This window comes from Nitrosomonas sp. Nm84 (assembly GCF_003201565.1).
Taxonomy (GTDB): domain Bacteria; phylum Pseudomonadota; class Gammaproteobacteria; order Burkholderiales; family Nitrosomonadaceae; genus Nitrosomonas.
In genome coordinates this window covers 44,812-61,739 of sequence record NZ_QJJP01000015.1, presented here as the reverse complement: position 1 = coordinate 61,739, position 16,928 = coordinate 44,812, and the positions used below count along the sequence as shown (strand labels likewise).

General features: G+C 46.5%; 15 protein-coding genes. 9 read left to right on the top strand and 6 right to left on the bottom strand.

Annotation, left to right across the window (positions count from 1 at the left end):
- Positions 1 to 141 precede the first annotated feature (141 nt).
- On the top strand, positions 142 to 645 hold the full coding sequence (locus C8R34_RS09225) for a methylated-DNA--[protein]-cysteine S-methyltransferase (protein ID WP_165872551.1): 504 nt from the start codon (positions 142 to 144) through the stop codon (positions 643 to 645).
- Positions 632 to 1,543 (top strand): site-specific tyrosine recombinase XerD, encoded by a 912-nt coding sequence (gene xerD, locus C8R34_RS09220; RefSeq protein ID WP_110340061.1) that lies wholly within the window; start codon positions 632 to 634, stop codon positions 1,541 to 1,543. The genes C8R34_RS09225 and xerD overlap by 14 nt, the downstream gene beginning before the upstream one ends.
- A gap of 14 nt (positions 1,544 to 1,557) precedes the next feature.
- Here xerD and C8R34_RS09215 read toward each other — a convergent pair whose 3' ends face one another.
- Positions 1,558 to 2,031 (bottom strand): disulfide bond formation protein B, encoded by a 474-nt coding sequence (locus C8R34_RS09215; RefSeq protein ID WP_110340099.1) that lies wholly within the window; start codon positions 2,029 to 2,031, stop codon positions 1,558 to 1,560.
- A gap of 155 nt (positions 2,032 to 2,186) precedes the next feature.
- Here C8R34_RS09215 and C8R34_RS09210 point away from each other — a divergent pair, with 155 nt between their 5' ends.
- Positions 2,187 to 2,543 carry a hypothetical protein gene (locus C8R34_RS09210; RefSeq protein WP_110340059.1) on the top strand — a complete coding sequence of 119 codons (357 nt, stop codon included), beginning with the start codon at positions 2,187 to 2,189 and terminating at the stop codon, positions 2,541 to 2,543.
- A gap of 208 nt (positions 2,544 to 2,751) precedes the next feature.
- On the opposite strand, the gene C8R34_RS09205 is transcribed toward C8R34_RS09210, so the two are convergent.
- Positions 2,752 to 3,126: a DUF423 domain-containing protein gene (locus C8R34_RS09205; protein ID WP_110340058.1), complete on the bottom strand. Its 375-nt coding sequence runs from the start codon at positions 3,124 to 3,126 to the stop codon at positions 2,752 to 2,754.
- A 65-nt stretch (positions 3,127 to 3,191) separates the two neighbouring features.
- Positions 3,192 to 4,541 (bottom strand): exodeoxyribonuclease VII large subunit, encoded by a 1,350-nt coding sequence (gene xseA / locus C8R34_RS09200; protein WP_110340056.1) that lies wholly within the window; start codon positions 4,539 to 4,541, stop codon positions 3,192 to 3,194.
- A 375-nt stretch (positions 4,542 to 4,916) separates the two neighbouring features.
- On the opposite strand from xseA, the gene C8R34_RS09195 reads away from it, so the two are divergent.
- From C8R34_RS09195 to C8R34_RS09180, 4 genes are all read left to right on the top strand, one after another.
- Positions 4,917 to 5,525 carry a MotA/TolQ/ExbB proton channel family protein gene (locus C8R34_RS09195; RefSeq protein WP_110340054.1) on the top strand — a complete coding sequence of 203 codons (609 nt, stop codon included), beginning with the start codon at positions 4,917 to 4,919 and terminating at the stop codon, positions 5,523 to 5,525.
- 242 nt (positions 5,526 to 5,767) lie between these two features.
- Entirely contained in the window at positions 5,768 to 6,583 is an 816-nt protein-coding gene (locus C8R34_RS09190) for a VacJ family lipoprotein (protein WP_258364439.1), read from the top strand.
- Between the two features lie 151 nt (positions 6,584 to 6,734).
- Positions 6,735 to 8,768, top strand: coding sequence for a squalene--hopene cyclase (gene shc, locus C8R34_RS09185; RefSeq protein WP_110340050.1), 2,034 nt, complete (start codon positions 6,735 to 6,737; stop codon positions 8,766 to 8,768).
- Positions 8,769 to 8,897: 129 nt separating this feature from the next.
- Positions 8,898 to 9,620, top strand: coding sequence for a phosphorylase (locus tag C8R34_RS09180; protein WP_110340048.1), 723 nt, complete (start codon positions 8,898 to 8,900; stop codon positions 9,618 to 9,620).
- 10 nt (positions 9,621 to 9,630) lie between these two features.
- Here the strand turns inward: C8R34_RS09180 and C8R34_RS09175 are convergent, their stop codons facing one another.
- A complete protein-coding gene (locus C8R34_RS09175; protein ID WP_110340046.1) occupies positions 9,631 to 11,394 on the bottom strand; it encodes an ABC transporter transmembrane domain-containing protein in 1,764 nt (587 codons plus the stop codon).
- A gap of 263 nt (positions 11,395 to 11,657) precedes the next feature.
- Here C8R34_RS09175 and C8R34_RS09170 point away from each other — a divergent pair, with 263 nt between their 5' ends.
- Complete coding sequence (locus C8R34_RS09170; protein WP_110340044.1) at positions 11,658 to 11,993, top strand: DUF4156 domain-containing protein; 336 nt, start codon at positions 11,658 to 11,660, stop codon at positions 11,991 to 11,993.
- 212 nt (positions 11,994 to 12,205) lie between these two features.
- On the opposite strand, the gene C8R34_RS09165 is transcribed toward C8R34_RS09170, so the two are convergent.
- Together C8R34_RS09165 and glnE are read right to left on the bottom strand one after the other, a co-directional pair.
- Positions 12,206 to 12,688, bottom strand: coding sequence for a prepilin-type N-terminal cleavage/methylation domain-containing protein (locus tag C8R34_RS09165; protein WP_110340042.1), 483 nt, complete (start codon positions 12,686 to 12,688; stop codon positions 12,206 to 12,208).
- Positions 12,689 to 13,005: 317 nt separating this feature from the next.
- Positions 13,006 to 15,798, bottom strand: a complete 2,793-nt coding sequence (glnE, locus tag C8R34_RS09160) for a bifunctional [glutamate--ammonia ligase]-adenylyl-L-tyrosine phosphorylase/[glutamate--ammonia-ligase] adenylyltransferase (RefSeq protein ID WP_110340040.1) — start codon at positions 15,796 to 15,798, stop codon at positions 13,006 to 13,008.
- 247 nt (positions 15,799 to 16,045) lie between these two features.
- On the opposite strand from glnE, the gene C8R34_RS09155 reads away from it, so the two are divergent.
- Positions 16,046 to 16,909: a carbon-nitrogen hydrolase family protein gene (locus tag C8R34_RS09155; RefSeq protein ID WP_110340038.1), complete on the top strand. Its 864-nt coding sequence runs from the start codon at positions 16,046 to 16,048 to the stop codon at positions 16,907 to 16,909.
- Positions 16,910 to 16,928: the final 19 nt, after the last annotated feature.

Below are 16,928 nucleotides of genomic sequence, written 5' to 3'. Positions count from 1 at the left end.
ATCTGTTGGAAAAATTCCCGGTACACATTGCATGGTGCCGGGATAAGAATTGACATTTGAAACTTCTATTTATTTTTAATGTCAATTTTTAAGTAAAGCGGAAGCATTAGATAATTTTCCAAATAGCGATTTAAGCCGGCAGTGAGTAGATTAAAAAATATACAGGTGACTGATTCAATCAAAGTCTATCAGGCAAAACTGGCTGCCCCATTTGCTGTGCTAGGGATTATTATTGAAGAGGACTGGTTGACCGATATCGAGTATTTGTCTGTGGATACTCAGCCTTTGGCACCACAGAGTTATCTGGCTAAAGAGGTTTGTAGGCAATTGCAAGCGTACTTAACTGAACCCAGTTTTAGGTTTGATTTAAGTTTGCATATTGGCGGCACAGCGCATCAACGCCGGGTGTGGCAAGCCATACAGACTATTCCGAGCGGGAAAACGAGTAGTTATGCGGAAATAGCGACACAGCTCCATTCCGCACCCAGAGCAGTAGGTCGGGCATGCGGCGCCAATAGAATTCCGATCATCATACCCTGTCATCGTGTGATCGCTAAGAATGGTGGATTAGGAGGTTTTATGAATGCAAGTGATGGAAATCCCTTAGAGATCAAACGGTGGTTATTACGCCATGAGAGTGCTTGATTTAGACGCAAATTTATTAGATGAGTTTTCCGACGCTTTATGGTTGGAAGATGGCTTGTCACGTAACACGCTGGATAGCTATCGCAATGACTTACGACTTTTCAGTGAATGGCTGAGAAGAAGAAATCAAGAAGATAGGGTACTGATGGATGCAACGCATTCGGATTTGCTCGAGTTTCTGGCGTCCAGAGTTTCCGCTAAGATTAAAGCCAGTACGACCAGCCGGGAGCTATCCAGTCTGAAACGTTTCTATCGTTTTTTGTTGCGCCAAGGCAAAATTGCGACGGATCCCAGTCTTAATATTGAAACGCCTAAATTGCAACGCAGTTTACCTCAGAGTCTTACAGAAAAAGAAGTCGAACTATTGCTGAGCGTGCCTGATCTTAAGCACCCGCTCGGTTTGCGTGATCGTGCGATGGTGGAAGTTTTATACGCCAGTGGACTGCGGGTATCGGAACTGATCAATCTAAAGTATTCGCAAGTCAGCATGGACATGGGGGTTCTGCGAGTCATGGGGAAGGGTAGGAAGGAACGTCTTGCACCGCTTGGAGAAGAATCACTCGAATGGTTGAGTCGCTATACCAAGGAAGCTAGACCTGCTCTTCTGAATGGTATTGTCACCGACACCATATTTGTGACGGCACGCGGTGCGGCCATGACACGTCAGGCATTCTGGTATCTCATCAAACGCTATGCACAAATAGTGGGTATTACCAAACAGCTATCTCCACATACACTACGTCATGCATTTGCCACCCATCTGCTAAATCACGGCGCTGATTTGCGCGTGGTGCAGCTGTTACTGGGTCATGCCGACATTTCGACTACGCAGATTTACACGCATATTGCACGTGAACGTCTGAAGCAACTACATGCTACGCACCATCCAAGAGGATAATTCGCTATTCTTGGTTATTTCTTAGCCAATAATGGATAAAGCGCTAAGCTCCCAAGGCTAATAAAAGCCACCAATGACCAGTCCGGAATCGTTAGTGATAAAAATTTCCAATCGATATTAGCGCAATCCCCATTGGCCTCAAACATTCCAGGCCACCACCCGGCAATAGGTAAGGCATTTAAAAAGGCTTCCTCCGGACTGATACCGCACTCAAATGATTCCGGAAAACGTATCAACCAAGCGTGCCGTGCAGCAATGATTGCCCCGGCGAATGCGAAAACACTCAGCAAGCAACCGTAGAAGCGGCGCCCAATGTATTTGGGATTGTGGAGAAATGCCACGAATGCAGTGAGTCCCAACAGCCAGTAGGCGACCCGTTGTGCTACACAAAGTGGGCAGGGCAGCAGCCCTTGAACGTGCTGCAGATATTGCGCATAACCTAGAACACCGATACAACTGAGCAGAATAATTAAGAATAATAATTTCATTTTGTGTTTCTCATGAGTCTGATTGATATCTGGTTTATCCATTAATCATTTGTGGATTCTACACAATTTGCTATGATGAACGAATTCAGCTGGCTGAATATTGGTAATAGCACTGGAATTCCTTTTGCATTTATATCTAATCAAGGAGATTCACCATGCAAACAAAGCTATTTTTCACAATGTTGATTATGTTCACTTTCATGGCTTCGAGTGTCTGCATCGCTGCAGAATCAGAAGAAGTAAACGAGATTGCTGAAGCCAAAGCCAAAACTAAATTTGATCATATCGGATTAGCCGTATATTACGAGAATGAGGCCAAGGCAATGCAAGAAAAAGCAAAAGAGCAAAAAAAGCTGCTGGCAGAGTATAAAAGTCACAGCGAATACTATGGCCGGGAAGGTCTGGATTTCGAGTCGCACCATGAAGCATTATTAAGAAAATATACCAAATCGGCTGAGCGCAACATGGAAATGGCCGCTTCCCATCGAAAAATAGTAGAAAAATCTAAATAAATATTTTATTCATATTGCTGATTATTAGTTTGTATTCAAACAGGTGGTATTTCAGTGTCGCCATTGTTGGGTGAAGTGCTCTACCCATATGTTTGTTCACCGATACGAGCGCCATAGGACTGACTGATAACCAGTATCTATCCGCAAAATTGCTGCATGTATCTGCCACGGATAACTTACAATCACTATAAGTGCGATGGCGGTGCCTTTATTTTTCTTTCCAGACGGCATAAATCAGCAATCCCCAAGCAGTCAGGAATGAGACGCCGCCAAACGGCGTGATCATGCCAAGCCCGCGCATTTCGGTCACGCTTAATACGTAAAGACTGAAACTGAATAAAATAATGCCGACCATCATCAGCCAGCCGGATATCGGGATTAGGCGGGATTTGGGAAAGTGCAGTAATAGCAGGCCAATGATGATGATTCCGAAGGCGTGATAAAAATGGTATTGCACGCCGGTGTGGTACACCGTAAGCATATCCGCTGATAATACTCGTTTCAGGCCGTGTGCGCCGAACGCGCCTAGTGTGATGCATAAAAATGTGTTGAATGCGCCCAGTATCAGGAAAGTTTTTGGCATCGGTGATTTTGTCCTTGTTGTTGTTTTGCATAAAATGGAATGAGCGCTGATACTATGTATAGGTATCAGGAATTTTTGGTCTTTGTGACATCCGCCTCGCACATTCCGTGCGCGAATTTTACCTGAATCCTATCGCCGGGATTCATTTGTTTGCTGTCACGGATGATGGTACTTTGCATGGAATACGTAATGCTATATCCGCGTTCCAGTACCGATTGCGGATTCAGGTGAGATAACTGTACTTGCATATGTTGCAGCCGAACTGATATTTTTTCGAAATAACGGGAATAGGCAGAGTGGAAACGTGAAGTCCGCTCTTTTTGTTGCTCTACCAAATGGACAATATTGGGACTTGCAGCCGTCAGCCGTTGACTGAATTCGAGTAATTTCCACTGTTTCTTTTCGATCTGATGTCGCCAGGTGTTGATGAGTTGGTCCTGCAAATGCCCCAGATGCAAGGTTTGCTGTTTGATGCGATCGCCCGGGTAAATTAAACGATGCGTCAGAATATCCACTTGTTGCATGGCGTATTCAATACGATGCAAGGTGATGCGATAGATGCGCTGGTGCAGCATGCTCAAGCGATGACTCAGTTCCTTTCGATCTCTGCTGGCGAGCTCAGCGGCTGCGGTTGGTGTGGGCGCGCGCATATCCGCAACAAAGTCCGCGATGGTGAAGTCTGTTTCATGGCCGATACCGCTGACGATGGGGATCGGGCTGGCGGCAATGGCAAGCGCTACAATTTCTTCATTAAATGCCCATAAATCTTCAATACTACCGCCACCTCGGCACAATATCAGTACATCACATTCCGCTCGTTGGCATGCGATTTTAATCGCATCGGCGATACTGCCGGCTGCTGTTCTTCCTTGCACCAGGGTAGGGTAGATAATAACAGGCAATGTTGGCATGCGGCGTTGCAGTGTTGATAGTACGTCTCGTAGCGCTGCAGTATCCGAGGAGGTGATGATGCCGATTTGTTTCGGAAACGCGGGTAACGGTTTTTTATTTGCGGAATTGAATAATCCGGCTTGTTCCAATTTGGATTTAAGCTTTTCAAAGGCCTCGAATAATTCACCGAGTCCGGCGCGTCGCATGGTTTCAACATTTAACTGAAAATCACCGCGCGGTTCGTATAGTGTGACGATTGCAAGTACTTCCACTTGCATGCCATCCTTAGGTTGCCAGTCAATATATTGATTCTTGTGACTGAATAAAACACAGCGAACTTGCGCATCGGCGTCCTTGAGGGAAAAGTACCAATGACCCGATTGATAACGCTTCAAATTGGAAATTTCACCTTGAACCCACAATAATGGAATGCTCTGTTCCAGAAATTGCTTGGTAGTGCGATTTAATTCACTGACCGTCAGTACTTTATGAACGTTGCCGAGCATGATTGAAGGAAAATTCATTTGGTTGCGTCTGTTATGTGATAATCCACATGTCACATGTCTTGTAGAAAGTGTGTAGTGTATTGTCAGAGTGTGTGTAAGAAGTGTGGTTTCTTGTAATTATCTGTTTCTTCTAATAAAGCTATATATAGATTAATAAATAATCAAGTTAAAAAAGTTGTTTGGATATGCTAACTTAATAGTGCTATCCGTAATATATTCACAAACTTATTCACAGAAATTGTGGATAGAAAAAGCACTGTTTTCTTGCTGAAAGTGCACGATCAAGATACATTACATGCCAAATTAATCGCTTAGTTATAAAATAAGCAAATCATCAGGTATTCATAGATTGCAGAATAATACCTGATCTATCATGAGTGAGGAGTTTATCGCGTGTTATCTTTGATTCAAGCGGCCGGCTGGCCGATCTGGCCAATCATTATTGCTTCTATTGTTGCCATGGGTATCATTGTGGAACGGATGTGGACACTGCGTTTAAGTGTCATTTCTCCTAAGGAATTATTGCCCAGAGTATTAAATGAATATAAAAGAAATGGTGTAAACCTTGAGATGATTGCGCGCTTGCAACAGCATTCTCCATTAGGGGAAGTGCTTGCTGCCGGGCTTAAAAATGTTAAGAGCTCGCGGGAAGTCATGAAGGAGTCGATTGAAGAATCAGGTCGTGTAGTCGCACATGATTTGAACCGGTATCTGACCACGCTAGGAACGATTGCCGCGCTGAGTCCACTGATGGGATTGTTTGGCACCTTGGTGGGCATGATTGAAATCTTTGGTTCAAATTCTCCTACGGGTAGTAATCCGGCACAACTTGCTTACGGGATTTCTGTGGCTTTGTATAATGCGGCATTCGGTATACTGGTGGCGATTCCCAGCATGATTTTCTACCGCCATTTTCGTGCGAAAGTCGATGGTTTCGTTCTTGAGATGGAATTACAAGCTCTAAAGCTGATAGAGATCGTACATGGTGAGCGGGAAAGTTAAGAGATGTTGGCATTATTTCCTTCAATTTTCTTATATTTCTTAAGGAGTTTAGATGATCTCTGTCAAGTTGGAAAAACATGAGATTGACGGAGTAGTGTATACTTCGGCCGAATCAAATATTGACAGAGTATTTTGCTTGCTTTTAGTGAGATAAATGTAAAGATTGATGGTTACGTTTTGTGATAATGATGTTTTCTCAGAACTGAATGTTTTACAAGCAAATGAATGAGAGCACCTGAATTTTGAGGAATATACATTCGGTAGTAAATATCAGGCAGTTAGTTAGTAGCGCGGTGTTTTTGTGTGTCGTGATCTTACAGGGTTGTGCAACAACCCCAAAGGGTGGTGATCAAGACGTAGATCCGGTCGATCCGCATGAGAAAGTCAATCGAGCTTCCTATGATATTACCGATCGAGTCGATCGGGCGGTATTTGAGCCCGTTGTGAATGCTTACATTGATTATGTGCCCGATGCAGCGCAACGATCTATAGGGAATTTCTACGATAATCTGTCGTATCCCAATGTCGTTCTGAATTCCTTCTTGCAAGGTAAGGTAAAACAAGGTTTTCAAGATACGCTACGTTTTTTTGTTAACTCATCAGTCGGCATGTTTGGGCTTTTTGATATGGCGACTCACATGGGTTTACAGAAGAATGATGAAGATTTCGGTCAAACACTAGGCGTATGGGGAGTTGACCCAGGTTCTTATTTGTTTATTCCGTTCATGGGGCCGAGTAGTGAGCGTGATGTTTCAAGTATTCCGGTCAGTATTTTTACCAATGTGCTTTTTTACGCAGGTCTTGCAGTGGGTTCGGTATTTGCTGCACCTTTGACGATTCTCGGTGCTGTCGACAAGCGCGCACGTTTATCCGGTCCAATGCGTATTCGTGATGAAGCGGCGTTGGATCCTTATTTATTTGTGCGTGAAGCATCATTACAGCAGCGCGAATTTCTGGTTCATGATGGCAAGCTGCCATTAGACCTTTATTATGAGCCTTTTCAGGATAATCCTTTTGATAAAGACTCGGAAAAGCAAAAACAGAAAAAAACTGACTAGCCTTGGTTATAGGGTTTTATAGTCAGACGCCTCAAGGTTAATGATACTGACAGATGATAAGAGTCTTTAAGTGAATAAAGTAGAGCTACTGGGTGGTATATGCATGTATACCTATTGGAAAATTTGTAACAGCCATAGCGCTTAGGAATATATGAACGGATCTCAAAGAAAATCTAACATATCGCAACAACGGAATGATTTCGTTTTTGAGAACGAAGCACCTTTAGCGGATATAACAGCCGACTCGAGTCGTGAAAGAATCAATGCTGACGAGCTGGAAAAGAAATTTTCCCAAGCTCGCACGGCGATGTTGTCTTTGCGGAATCCAGATGGACACTGGTGTTTCCCACTCGAAGCGGATTGTACCATCCCGGCAGAATATATTCTGATGATGCACTTCATGGATGAAATCGATGTCATTCTGGAGAATAAAATTGCGCGTTTTATCCGTGATAAACAGGACATGGCGCATGGCGGATGGCCGTTATATTATGGCGGCGCATTTGATATCAGTTGCACCATTAAATCGTATTATGCCCTGAAGCTGGTGGGCGATTCTCCCGATGCAGCGCATATGGTGCGCGCACGAGAAGCTATTCTAGAACGCGGTGGTGCGGCCAAAGCTAACGTTTTTACGCGCTTGCTGCTGGCAATGTATGATCAGATCCCGTGGCGCGGTGTGCCTGTTGTGCCTTCGGAACTGGTACTACTGCCGCGTTGGTTTCCTTTCCACCTCAGCAAGGTTTCCTACTGGTCGCGAACCGTTATGGTACCTTTATCCATCTTGTGTACGATGAGGGCACGTGCTATCAATCCGCGTCAAGTGAATATTCGTGAATTGTTTATTGTTCCACCGGAAGAGGAAACAAACTATTTTCCGCAAGCGGAGACATTGCTTAAACGCATTTTTATGTTGGTTGAACGTGTATTGTCGCGGGTGGAGCCCAAGTTGCCTCAATCGGTGCGTCAATATTCGATACGTCGCGCAGAAAGCTGGACACTCGAACGTCTGAATGGCGAATGTGGCATTGGCGCTATTTTTCCCGCCATGGTCAATGCGCATGAAGCATTGACATTGTTGGGCTATGCCTATGATCACCCTAACCGGGTGCAATGTCGTAACGCGTTGCGCGGATTGCTGGTCGATGAAGGAGAACGTGTTTGGTGTCAGCCTTGTACCTCGCCTGTCTGGGATACGGTGCTGACAAGTCTGGCATTACAGGAAGACCCAACAACGGATCAGAAACCGGTGTTGCAAGCGCTGGATTGGTTGGTGGAACAACAGATTCTGGATGAACCTGGCGATTGGCGTGATAAACGGCCGGATTTGCCGGGTGGTGGCTGGGCTTTTCAGTATGCGAACCCGCATTATCCAGATCTCGACGATACGGCTGCAGTGGCCTGGGCACTGGATCAAGGCGATTCGCAGCGTTACCAGAAGGCCCTAGAACGCGCAGCCAACTGGTTGTTCGGCATGCAATCGCGCAATGGTGGTTTTGCAGCCTTTGACATCGATAACACCTATCACTATCTGAATGAGATTCCTTTTGCCGATCACGGTGCATTGATCGATCCGCCTACCAGCGATGTAACAGCGCGTTGCGTCGGTTTTCTTGGAAAATATGGTAAGCAGCATCACCAGCATGCGGTGCTGCGTGGTATCAGTTACTTGTTACGGGAACAGGAATCAAACGGCGCCTGGTTCGGGCGCTGGGGTACCAATTATATCTATGGCACATGGTCTGTGCTGGAAGCATTTCGCTTGGCCAAGTTCGATATGCAACATACGTCAGTACGCCGTGCCGTAAAATGGTTAAATTCCGTGCAGCGCGCGGATGGTGGTTGGGGTGAAACCAACGACTCCTATTTGGATAGCAAACTGGCAGGACAATTTGCTGAAACCAGTACTGCCTTTCAAACAGCGTGGGCGGTATTGGGCTTGATGGCGGCCGGTGAAGTCAATAGTGAATCTGTACGTAAAGGTATCGGCTACTTGCTGCGCAATCAAGCGAGTGACCACTTGTGGGAAGACCCTTGGTTTACCGCACCTGGTTTTCCGCGCGTTTTCTATCTGCGTTATCACGGTTATTCAAAATTCTTCCCGCTCTGGGCGCTGGCGCGTTACCGTGCGCTGACCAGAACTTTGGAGTCTGTCGAACTTGAAACTAATCTACTGCACCAGTAGGAGTAGCAGTTCGTATTTCCTCGATTCCTTGTTGCATAGTCATGCTATGCGCCTCAGAATCGTGAAAATTTGTCCTCGCTATCCTGCTGGTTCGTTACGATTGCTCAAGTCCGACAAATTCCTGACAATATGCATATAATCGGCCTGGTGACGGCGTTGCGGGCTGAAGCCCGCTGTGTTTCATCAGCGCATATTCCATTCAACGAAATGGTGCAGGTTAGCGACCATGCGGTTTTGTGGTTAAGTGGCATGGGCGCACAAGCAGCACAGGCAGCGGCAGAGGGATTGTGCCAGCATGGCGCTACTGCATTGGTGAGTTTCGGTGTTGCCGGCGCATTGGATGCCAATTTGAAACCGGGCGATCTGATTCTTCCGGATATTATCCATGTCGGAGAACAGTTTTCCATCACCACGGTATGGCGCAATCGACTACAACAAATGCTTCCGGCCGATATCGTCGTGGTCAACGGCATACTGGCGAACAGCGCAGTGCCATTGACGGATATACAAGCAAAACGGCACTTGGCGCAAGCAACAGGTGCTTGTGCGGTGGATATGGAGAGCGGCGCTATTGCTGAAGTTGCTGCAGCAGCAGGTATTCCTTTTATCGCTGTACGCGCTATTATCGATCCACTTCAATTTTCCCCGCCGCAAGCACTTCTCAGTGCGGTATATCCGGATGGAGGAGTAAATTCAATGTGCCTGCTCGTGCTATTACTTAAACGTTCAGTCCATGTGAATACGCTGCTTCAGATGGGAGTTGGTATGCGTGCCGCACGCAAAACGCTGTCAAGGGTGATTCAATCGGCTGGTGCCGGATTGGATAGTCAAGCAGCCGATCGATCGGTATAAAATTCAGCTGCTACTGCGGTTGCAGTTGTAGTGCAGCCAAGCGCGCATACAGCGCACTGGATTGCAGTAACTCGGTATGTGTGCCCAGTGCATCCAGATGGCCATGATCGAGCACGGCAATCCGGTCTGCGGATTGTACGGTAGCCAGGCGATGGGCGATAACCAATGTCGTGCGATTATGCATCAATCGCTGCAATGCTTGTTGCACCCAATGTTCACTTTGCGCGTCCAATGCGCTGGTTGCTTCATCCAACAACAGAATCGGTGCATCGGCCAACAGGGCGCGTGCGATGGTCAATCGTTGCTTTTGTCCACCTGATAATCCTAACCCTGAATCGCCTAAGTGCGTTTGATAACCTTGCGGCAGCTTACAGATGAAATCGTGCGCGTAAGCGGCCTCAGCAGCCGCTTCCACTTCGGCATCGGTGGCGTCAGGGCGAGCATAGCGCAGATTGTCACTGATGGTGCCAAAAAACAGCACCGGATTCTGTGACACCAGCGCAAAGCACCGGCGTAAGGCAAAAAGATCCAGATGTCGGATATCAATTCCTTCCAGTTTGATGCAACCGGATTGACTATCAAAAAAGCGCAGCAGCAAATCAAACAACGTTGATTTGCCGGCACCGGAAGGACCTACCAGCGCCAGCGTTTCGCCGGCCCGGATGGTGAGTGTCAGTTCATTGATGGCAAGCACGTCGGGGCGGGAAGGATAAGCGAAGCACAATTGATCAATCTCGATATTGCCAGATACTTTAGGCAATGGTTGAGGCGTTGCTGGGGACTGGATCAGATTGGGAGCCCGTAATAATTCCATCGTCCGTTCGGCGGCACCGGCGGCACGTTGCAACTCACCGATAACTTCCGAAATGGAAGCGACAGCCGAACCTACAATGACACTATAGAAAATAAAAGCAGCCAATTCGCCACCGCTGATGCGGCCTTCAATCACATCAATGCCACCCACCCATAACATCAGGCCTACCGCACCTAGCACCAATACGATGACAATGGTGACGAGTAGTGCGCGCTGCGTAGTGCGTTGTTTGGCAACCGCAAAAGCTTCTTCCACTTGATCGTGAAATATACGTTGGTCGATGGATTGGTGATTGTAAGCTTGTACCGTTTTAATTTGCCCGAGTACCTCGCCGACATACGCGCCTACCGCAGCGATTCTGTCCTGGCTTTGTCGCGACAGATGCCGTACCCGGCGACCGTAGATCAAAATGGGAATGACCACCAGTGGCACACAAATCGTTACCAGTGCGGTCAGTTTTGCATTGGTGATGAATAACCAGATAATGCCGCCCAGCATCATAATCAAGTTGCGTAGCGCGAATGAAACGGACGATCCGATCACGGTTTGCAGCAATGTCATATCGGCGGTCAGACGCGACTGAATTTCGAGACTGCGGTTTTCCTCGAAAAAGCCCGGATGCAAATGGATCAGATGGTTGAATACTGTGCGGCGGATATCCGCAATGACACGCTCACCCAACCACGTAACCCAGTAATAGCGGGTAAACGTGCCGATAGCTAGAGCAATCACCAGCAGCAAAAATATCACCACATATTGACTCAACAGATCTTTCGATTGTGTCGCGAATCCTTGATCAATCAGCAAGCGGATACCTTGTCCGATTGACAACGTGATTGTCGCTGTGAATAACAAAGCCAACAAGCTGTAGATGACTTGGCGTTTGTAGGGTGAGATAAACCGGGCTGCCATTTTGACGGCTTGCCAGCGGGTTTGGGGGCTTGGGGGAAGGTTTGCCATGGATTGTTAGTAATGTGAAGGCATTAGCCTAGCAGAAGCTGATCCGAGCTGATGATGCAATTTCTATCATGGCTCGTAGTAAGCTTTTACCGGTTTGCTCCGGTTAAGTCAATTGCTGGCTGGTGTTTGTGCAAGCAGTGAACATCCTGTTCAAATCCTGTTCCCGTTGGCATATCATATGACCATTGAATGCAAAACCCGGAATCAGAAATAGAACACACCAATGATTTTATCGATAATTTGATTAGTAATGAGGCTTGGTAATGAAAAAAATCCTGATCGCCATATGTATATGCGGTAGTTTAATACTGTCTTCCTGCACGTGGGTTAAAGTTACTTCGAAAGGCGAGAGCGTACGCCTGGTGCAATCGGTCAAAGCAGTCGAGTCCTGCAAAAAGTTGGGGAATGCGAATGCGAAAGTTGTCGATCAAATCATATTCGACCGTGATGCAGAGAAAGTTACCGGCGAACTTGCGGATCTTGCGCGCAATGAAGCGGGTCTGATGGGGGGCGATACCATTGTTCCCATTTCGGAAATTGTCGATGGAAGGCGTAGTTTCGGTGTTTATCAATGCTTTCAATCAAAACGTATTGATTGAAATGTCCGATGATTATTGCACCCTACGTGGGCTGTGTGCAATCGCAAATCATAACAAAATAGCAAACCGCCTTGGTTAGAGACGGTTTTTTGTTAAAACATTAAGTATGTAGGTTGGGTTGAGGAATGAAGCCCAACGTTCAGAGCTTGTGTTGGGCATCTCTTCGTTCAGTCCAACCTACGTGCTAGATAGAACAAAGAATAAGATTTATATTAGCAAATGGCACCAGCAGCACGTGTTGTGCAACCGCCAGTTCTTGCCCATGTAATTTTTCCGTCTGCTTGAAGTGTACCTGTCAAGACATAGGTATCTCCAACAACTATTCCGCTAACTGCTCTTGGAACAAGGGTTAATGTAGCTACGCCGCCTGCTATTGCTAAAGTTACTCCAGCTGGGTCGAATGGAGAAGCTGCCGTTGAAGATGAAATACCAGGAATGCCAGCAGTAATTGCTGCGGCATCTGGTACTCCAGATGCAACAGATATTGCAGTAAAGGTGCCGCCAGCATTACAACGTCCGTCTTGTGCGCATACTTCTAATGCTAATTTATAAGGCGAACCTGCGGCAACAACTTCGCTAAATCGCGCTTTCAAAGTATAGTTTTGATATGCAGGTACCGCCACAGCAGCCAAAATACCAATAATTGCGACAACGATCATTAATTCAATCAACGTAAAACCTTTTTGTGCTTGCATGAGTGATTCTCCTTAAAGTTAAGTTGGACACATCAAGTGTGTGTGATGTTGCCAGCAGGAATTGTGCCAATTTTTCTTATTGAGTAATTCTACTAGAACAGGGATGGTAACGGTTACATCCAAAACAAATTTAGTACAATATTGCAATTTGTCCTACATTATTTCGCAAGATGTCCTACTTTGTGGTTCTACGAATAGACCGAAGCAGGGTTTGGCCTGTTGTTTTAGCACGCAGAATGGATCAATAATCACAGAAATCGAGTCCTCTGGTCTTCTAGCATGTCATGGTGCATATTTAAAAATTAATTTTGCGAGGGCTACAGCCGAAAAACTTCTTCCCATAATTGCAATACTGCCATGCGGTCATTGCTCAAGCGGTCGGCTGCGATACGTGCGAATTTTTGCGATTTGTCTCTTGAAACGGTGGCGCCTGACAATTCCGGCTCGCCGCCTAATCTTAGGCGGTGTTGCAGGCGACGGTATTCGCGGTAGGCGGTCCGTGCTTTGGTGGCGGCTTCAGCGGGTACGAGTCCCAGTTCACCCGCCAGCTTTAGCAGTGCAATGTTGCCAATGTTGCTGGTTAATTGTGGATATTGGTTGGCGTAGCCCAGTACCAGATATTGCACAATGAATTCCACATCAATTATACCGCCACGGTCGTGCTTGATATCAAATAAATTGGTTGGGTTAGGATGAATATCCAGCATCTTTTCACGCATTTTTAAAATTTCTTGTTTGAGCTCGATTAAATTGCGCGGCTTACACAAAATTTCTTTGCGGGTGTTTTCGAAAGCTTCTCCTACTTGTTTGTCGCCCACGACGAAACGCGCCCGAGTTAATGCCTGATGTTCCCAAACCCAAGCTTGTTCATGCTGATATTGCGCAAAAGCTTCCATCGAACTGACCAATAAACCGGCGGCACCATTGGGGCGCAGGCGCAAATCCGTTTCGTACAATAAGCCTGCTGAAGTGTGGCGGGTCAACCATGCATTGATACTTTGCCCGAGCTTGGTGTAAATCTCCGCAGCATCAGGATGATGATCTTCATATACAAAAATCATATCGAGATCGGATGCATAACCGAGCTCTTTTCCTCCCAGTTTGCCATAACCGATGATGGCAAACGCGGGTTTCTCGCAGTGGCGTTTTTTTAAGCCGAGCCAGGCGAGGTTCAATACGGTATCCAGCACCAGATCGGCCAGTGCGGTTAGGTGATCGCTCAGTGTTTCGAGCAGTAGCGAGCCTTCCAGATCGGTGACTAATAAGCGGAATACTTGGGCGTGCTGGAAGTGCCGCAGAACGTCCATTTGCCATTCGACCACGTCATTTTTGGGATTGTCGACATGATTCAACTGATAGACCAATTCATTGCTGAGTGCATTCCAGTCCGGGACAGGGTGCGGTGCGTCATGGCGCAATAATTCATCTAATAGAATAGGGTGTCGCCCCAGATAGTCACTAGCCCACTGGCTGACGCTGACGAGCTCTGCAACACGTTGTAATGTATGAGGGTGCTCCAGCAAGAGTGCCAGATAGGAGGTCTGCGAACTGATCTTTTCGAGTAACTGCAACGTGCGTTCCAGTGTAGTCTCAACGGGTGGTAATTCAGCAACAGCCTCGACCATCATCGGAACCAGTGTGTTGATTTGTTGTTGACTGGATTTGGGTAGCTGGTGATAGGCGGTGCTGTGATAAAACAACCGTAACCGTTCTGAAATTTTTGCAGGTTCGGTAAACCCCATGGTGCTCAGCTGTGTGGCGGCTGCTTCTGTCTGTGAAATATCTTGTGTTTCAGCTTGCCAGAAATAAGCCAGCATGTCGTGGGTGGGTGATTTCCTGGGAGTGGCAAAAATGAGCTCAAATTGACGTGTTACGTTCTTGCGATGTACATCCAATTGTTGCATAAAACTTGTGTAATCTGGAAAGTCCATCGCGGTTGCGATCAGACTTTGGTCGGCTGGATTTAAAGGGAGTGTTTGTGTTTGCTGATCATCCAGATATTGCAGACGGTGTTCCAGTTTGCGCAGGAAGTGATAGGCCTGTGTGAGGTCCGTAACCGCTTGCTGCGGCAGCTGTTGTTTTTTTTGTAAACGTTCTAGAACGCTGAGTGTCGGTCGAATACACAGATCGACATCGCGACCTCCGCGGATCAACTGAAAAACCTGCGTAATAAATTCTATTTCACGAATACCGCCGGGACCTAATTTGATGTTGTCGTGCATCTCCCGGCGTTCGACTTCCTTGCGTAATTGCGCATGTAAGCGCCGCATCGATTCATACGCACCAAAATCCAGATATTTGCGGAACACAAAGGGTCTGACAATTTTTTCCATGAGAATCGATTCGGTTTCGGCATCGCCCGGTCCTGCGATGACTCGACCTTTGATCCAGGCATAACGCTCCCATTCGCGTCCCTGTTTGATGAAATATTCTTCCAGCATGGGAAAACTGATTGCCAAAGGACTATTTTCTCCATGCGGACGCAGGCGCATATCGACACGGAATACATAGCCATCGACCGTGTAATCGTTCAGGCTGGCAATGAGTTTGCGGCCGAGACGGGCAAAAAATTCATGGTTTGAAATAGATTTTTTGCCATCGGTCTCGCCATCTTCCGGGTATACAAAGATCAAGTCGACGTCGGAAGAGACATTGAGTTCGCCGCCGCCCAGTTTGCCCATGGCTACAACTAGCATATGTTGGGTGGTGTTACTATGTTCTCCCCTGGGTGACCCAAAGCGATTGGATTGTGTTAACCAGCTCTCATGGTACTTGAGTGCAAAATTGATGGTGACTTCAGCGAGCTCGGTCATGCTGGACATGACTTCCGATAAATCAGCCTGACCACTGATATCACGTAAGGTTAATCGCAGCATGACTTGTTTGCGCAAGTCGCGCAGCATGCTATGTAGGATTTCTTCAGTGGTGATATGTTCAGATTGAGAATTCAGAAATGCCTGCATGGCGGCTTTGCGGAAAGGCAATTGCAGTTCTTTGAGCAGTGCCATTTTTCGCGCAGGTTCGCTGTCCAATATGCGCTGCATATAGCGACTGAAAGGCAAGACAGTGGCAAGAATCGAATCAGGCATGTTACCAGTAGTGTGCACCATTGAGCGCTCGACAGTTAATTCAATTTCATAGAATAGCAAAGGCAGCGCTTGCTGACATCAGATTTATTGTAAATCAAAATAGAACGATGTCGGCGTAGATGCTAGAATCCGGTTTGGTATTGAATATATCTCCTGTTTTTTATAGGGATTTTTCATAACTTTATAATAATATTGATAAATTGCAGTATATAATCAATAAACCAAAGCGGTTTCTTATCAAAATTTTGAAAATTAAAGTAGTGGAATAATGTTGAACGATAGCACTAAACATAATCAGCCGGTGATTGAATATGAAAAACGGGCAAGCTTTCGTGTTGCCGCCATTCAGATGGCTTCGGGCCCAAGTGTGTCTGCAAATCTGGAGGAAGCAGCGCGCCTAATAGAAGATGCAGTTTCTCAGAAAGCTGAACTGGTTGTATTGCCTGAATATTTCTGCATCATGGGAATGAAAGACACGGATAAGCTGACTGTTCAGGAACAACCGGGTGACGGGCAAATACAGAAATTTCTCAGTGATACAGCAAAACGCCTGGGGATATGGCTGGTGGGCGGATCGGTGCCATTAGCTTCGTCCGAATCGGATAAAATTTATAATAGTTGTTTGGTATATGCGGACAACGGAGAACAAGTTGCGCGTTATGACAAAATTCATTTGTTTGGATTGCGGCTAGGTGATGAATGCTATGCTGAAGAAAGAACCATTAAGGCTGGAAGCGAGGTTGTCACTGTAGACTCTCCATTTGGTCGTATCGGATTGTCGATATGTTACGATCTGCGCTTCCCCGAGTTATTCCGTATGATGAATAATGTTGATATTATTCTGGCACCTGCGGCATTTACTGCAATTACTGGCAAGGCGCATTGGGAGATCCTGGTGCGTGCACGTGCGGTTGAAAATATGGCATATGTGATAGCGCCCGGGCAGGGGGGGTACCATGTCAATGGACGGGAAACGAACGGAGATAGTATGATTGTGGATCCTTGGGGTGTGGTGATGGAGCGTTTGCCACGGGGCTCTGGCGCTGTGGTGGCGACACTTGATCCGGGGTATCAGGCGAGTTTGCGAACAAATCTGCCCGCATTGAATCATCGAATCCTACAATACTGTTAAGTTAAGCGTTTGTTAATAA

Coding starts and splice junctions, on each gene's coding strand:
- xerD (WP_110340061.1), top strand. CDS start 632: ATGAGAGTGCTTGATTTAGACGCAAATTTATTAGATGAGTTTTCCGAC.
- xseA (WP_110340056.1), bottom strand. CDS start 4,541: ATGAATTTTCCTTCAATCATGCTCGGCAACGTTCATAAAGTACTGACG.
- C8R34_RS09210 (WP_110340059.1), top strand. CDS start 2,187: ATGCAAACAAAGCTATTTTTCACAATGTTGATTATGTTCACTTTCATG.
- C8R34_RS09170 (WP_110340044.1), top strand. CDS start 11,658: ATGAAAAAAATCCTGATCGCCATATGTATATGCGGTAGTTTAATACTG.
- shc (WP_110340050.1), top strand. CDS start 6,735: ATGAACGGATCTCAAAGAAAATCTAACATATCGCAACAACGGAATGAT.
- C8R34_RS09175 (WP_110340046.1), bottom strand. CDS start 11,394: ATGGCAAACCTTCCCCCAAGCCCCCAAACCCGCTGGCAAGCCGTCAAA.
- C8R34_RS09205 (WP_110340058.1), bottom strand. CDS start 3,126: ATGCCAAAAACTTTCCTGATACTGGGCGCATTCAACACATTTTTATGC.
- C8R34_RS09180 (WP_110340048.1), top strand. CDS start 8,898: ATGCATATAATCGGCCTGGTGACGGCGTTGCGGGCTGAAGCCCGCTGT.
- C8R34_RS09155 (WP_110340038.1), top strand. CDS start 16,046: ATGTTGAACGATAGCACTAAACATAATCAGCCGGTGATTGAATATGAA.
- C8R34_RS09165 (WP_110340042.1), bottom strand. CDS start 12,688: ATGCAAGCACAAAAAGGTTTTACGTTGATTGAATTAATGATCGTTGTC.
- glnE (WP_110340040.1), bottom strand. CDS start 15,798: ATGGTGCACACTACTGGTAACATGCCTGATTCGATTCTTGCCACTGTC.
- C8R34_RS09215 (WP_110340099.1), bottom strand. CDS start 2,031: ATGAAATTATTATTCTTAATTATTCTGCTCAGTTGTATCGGTGTTCTA.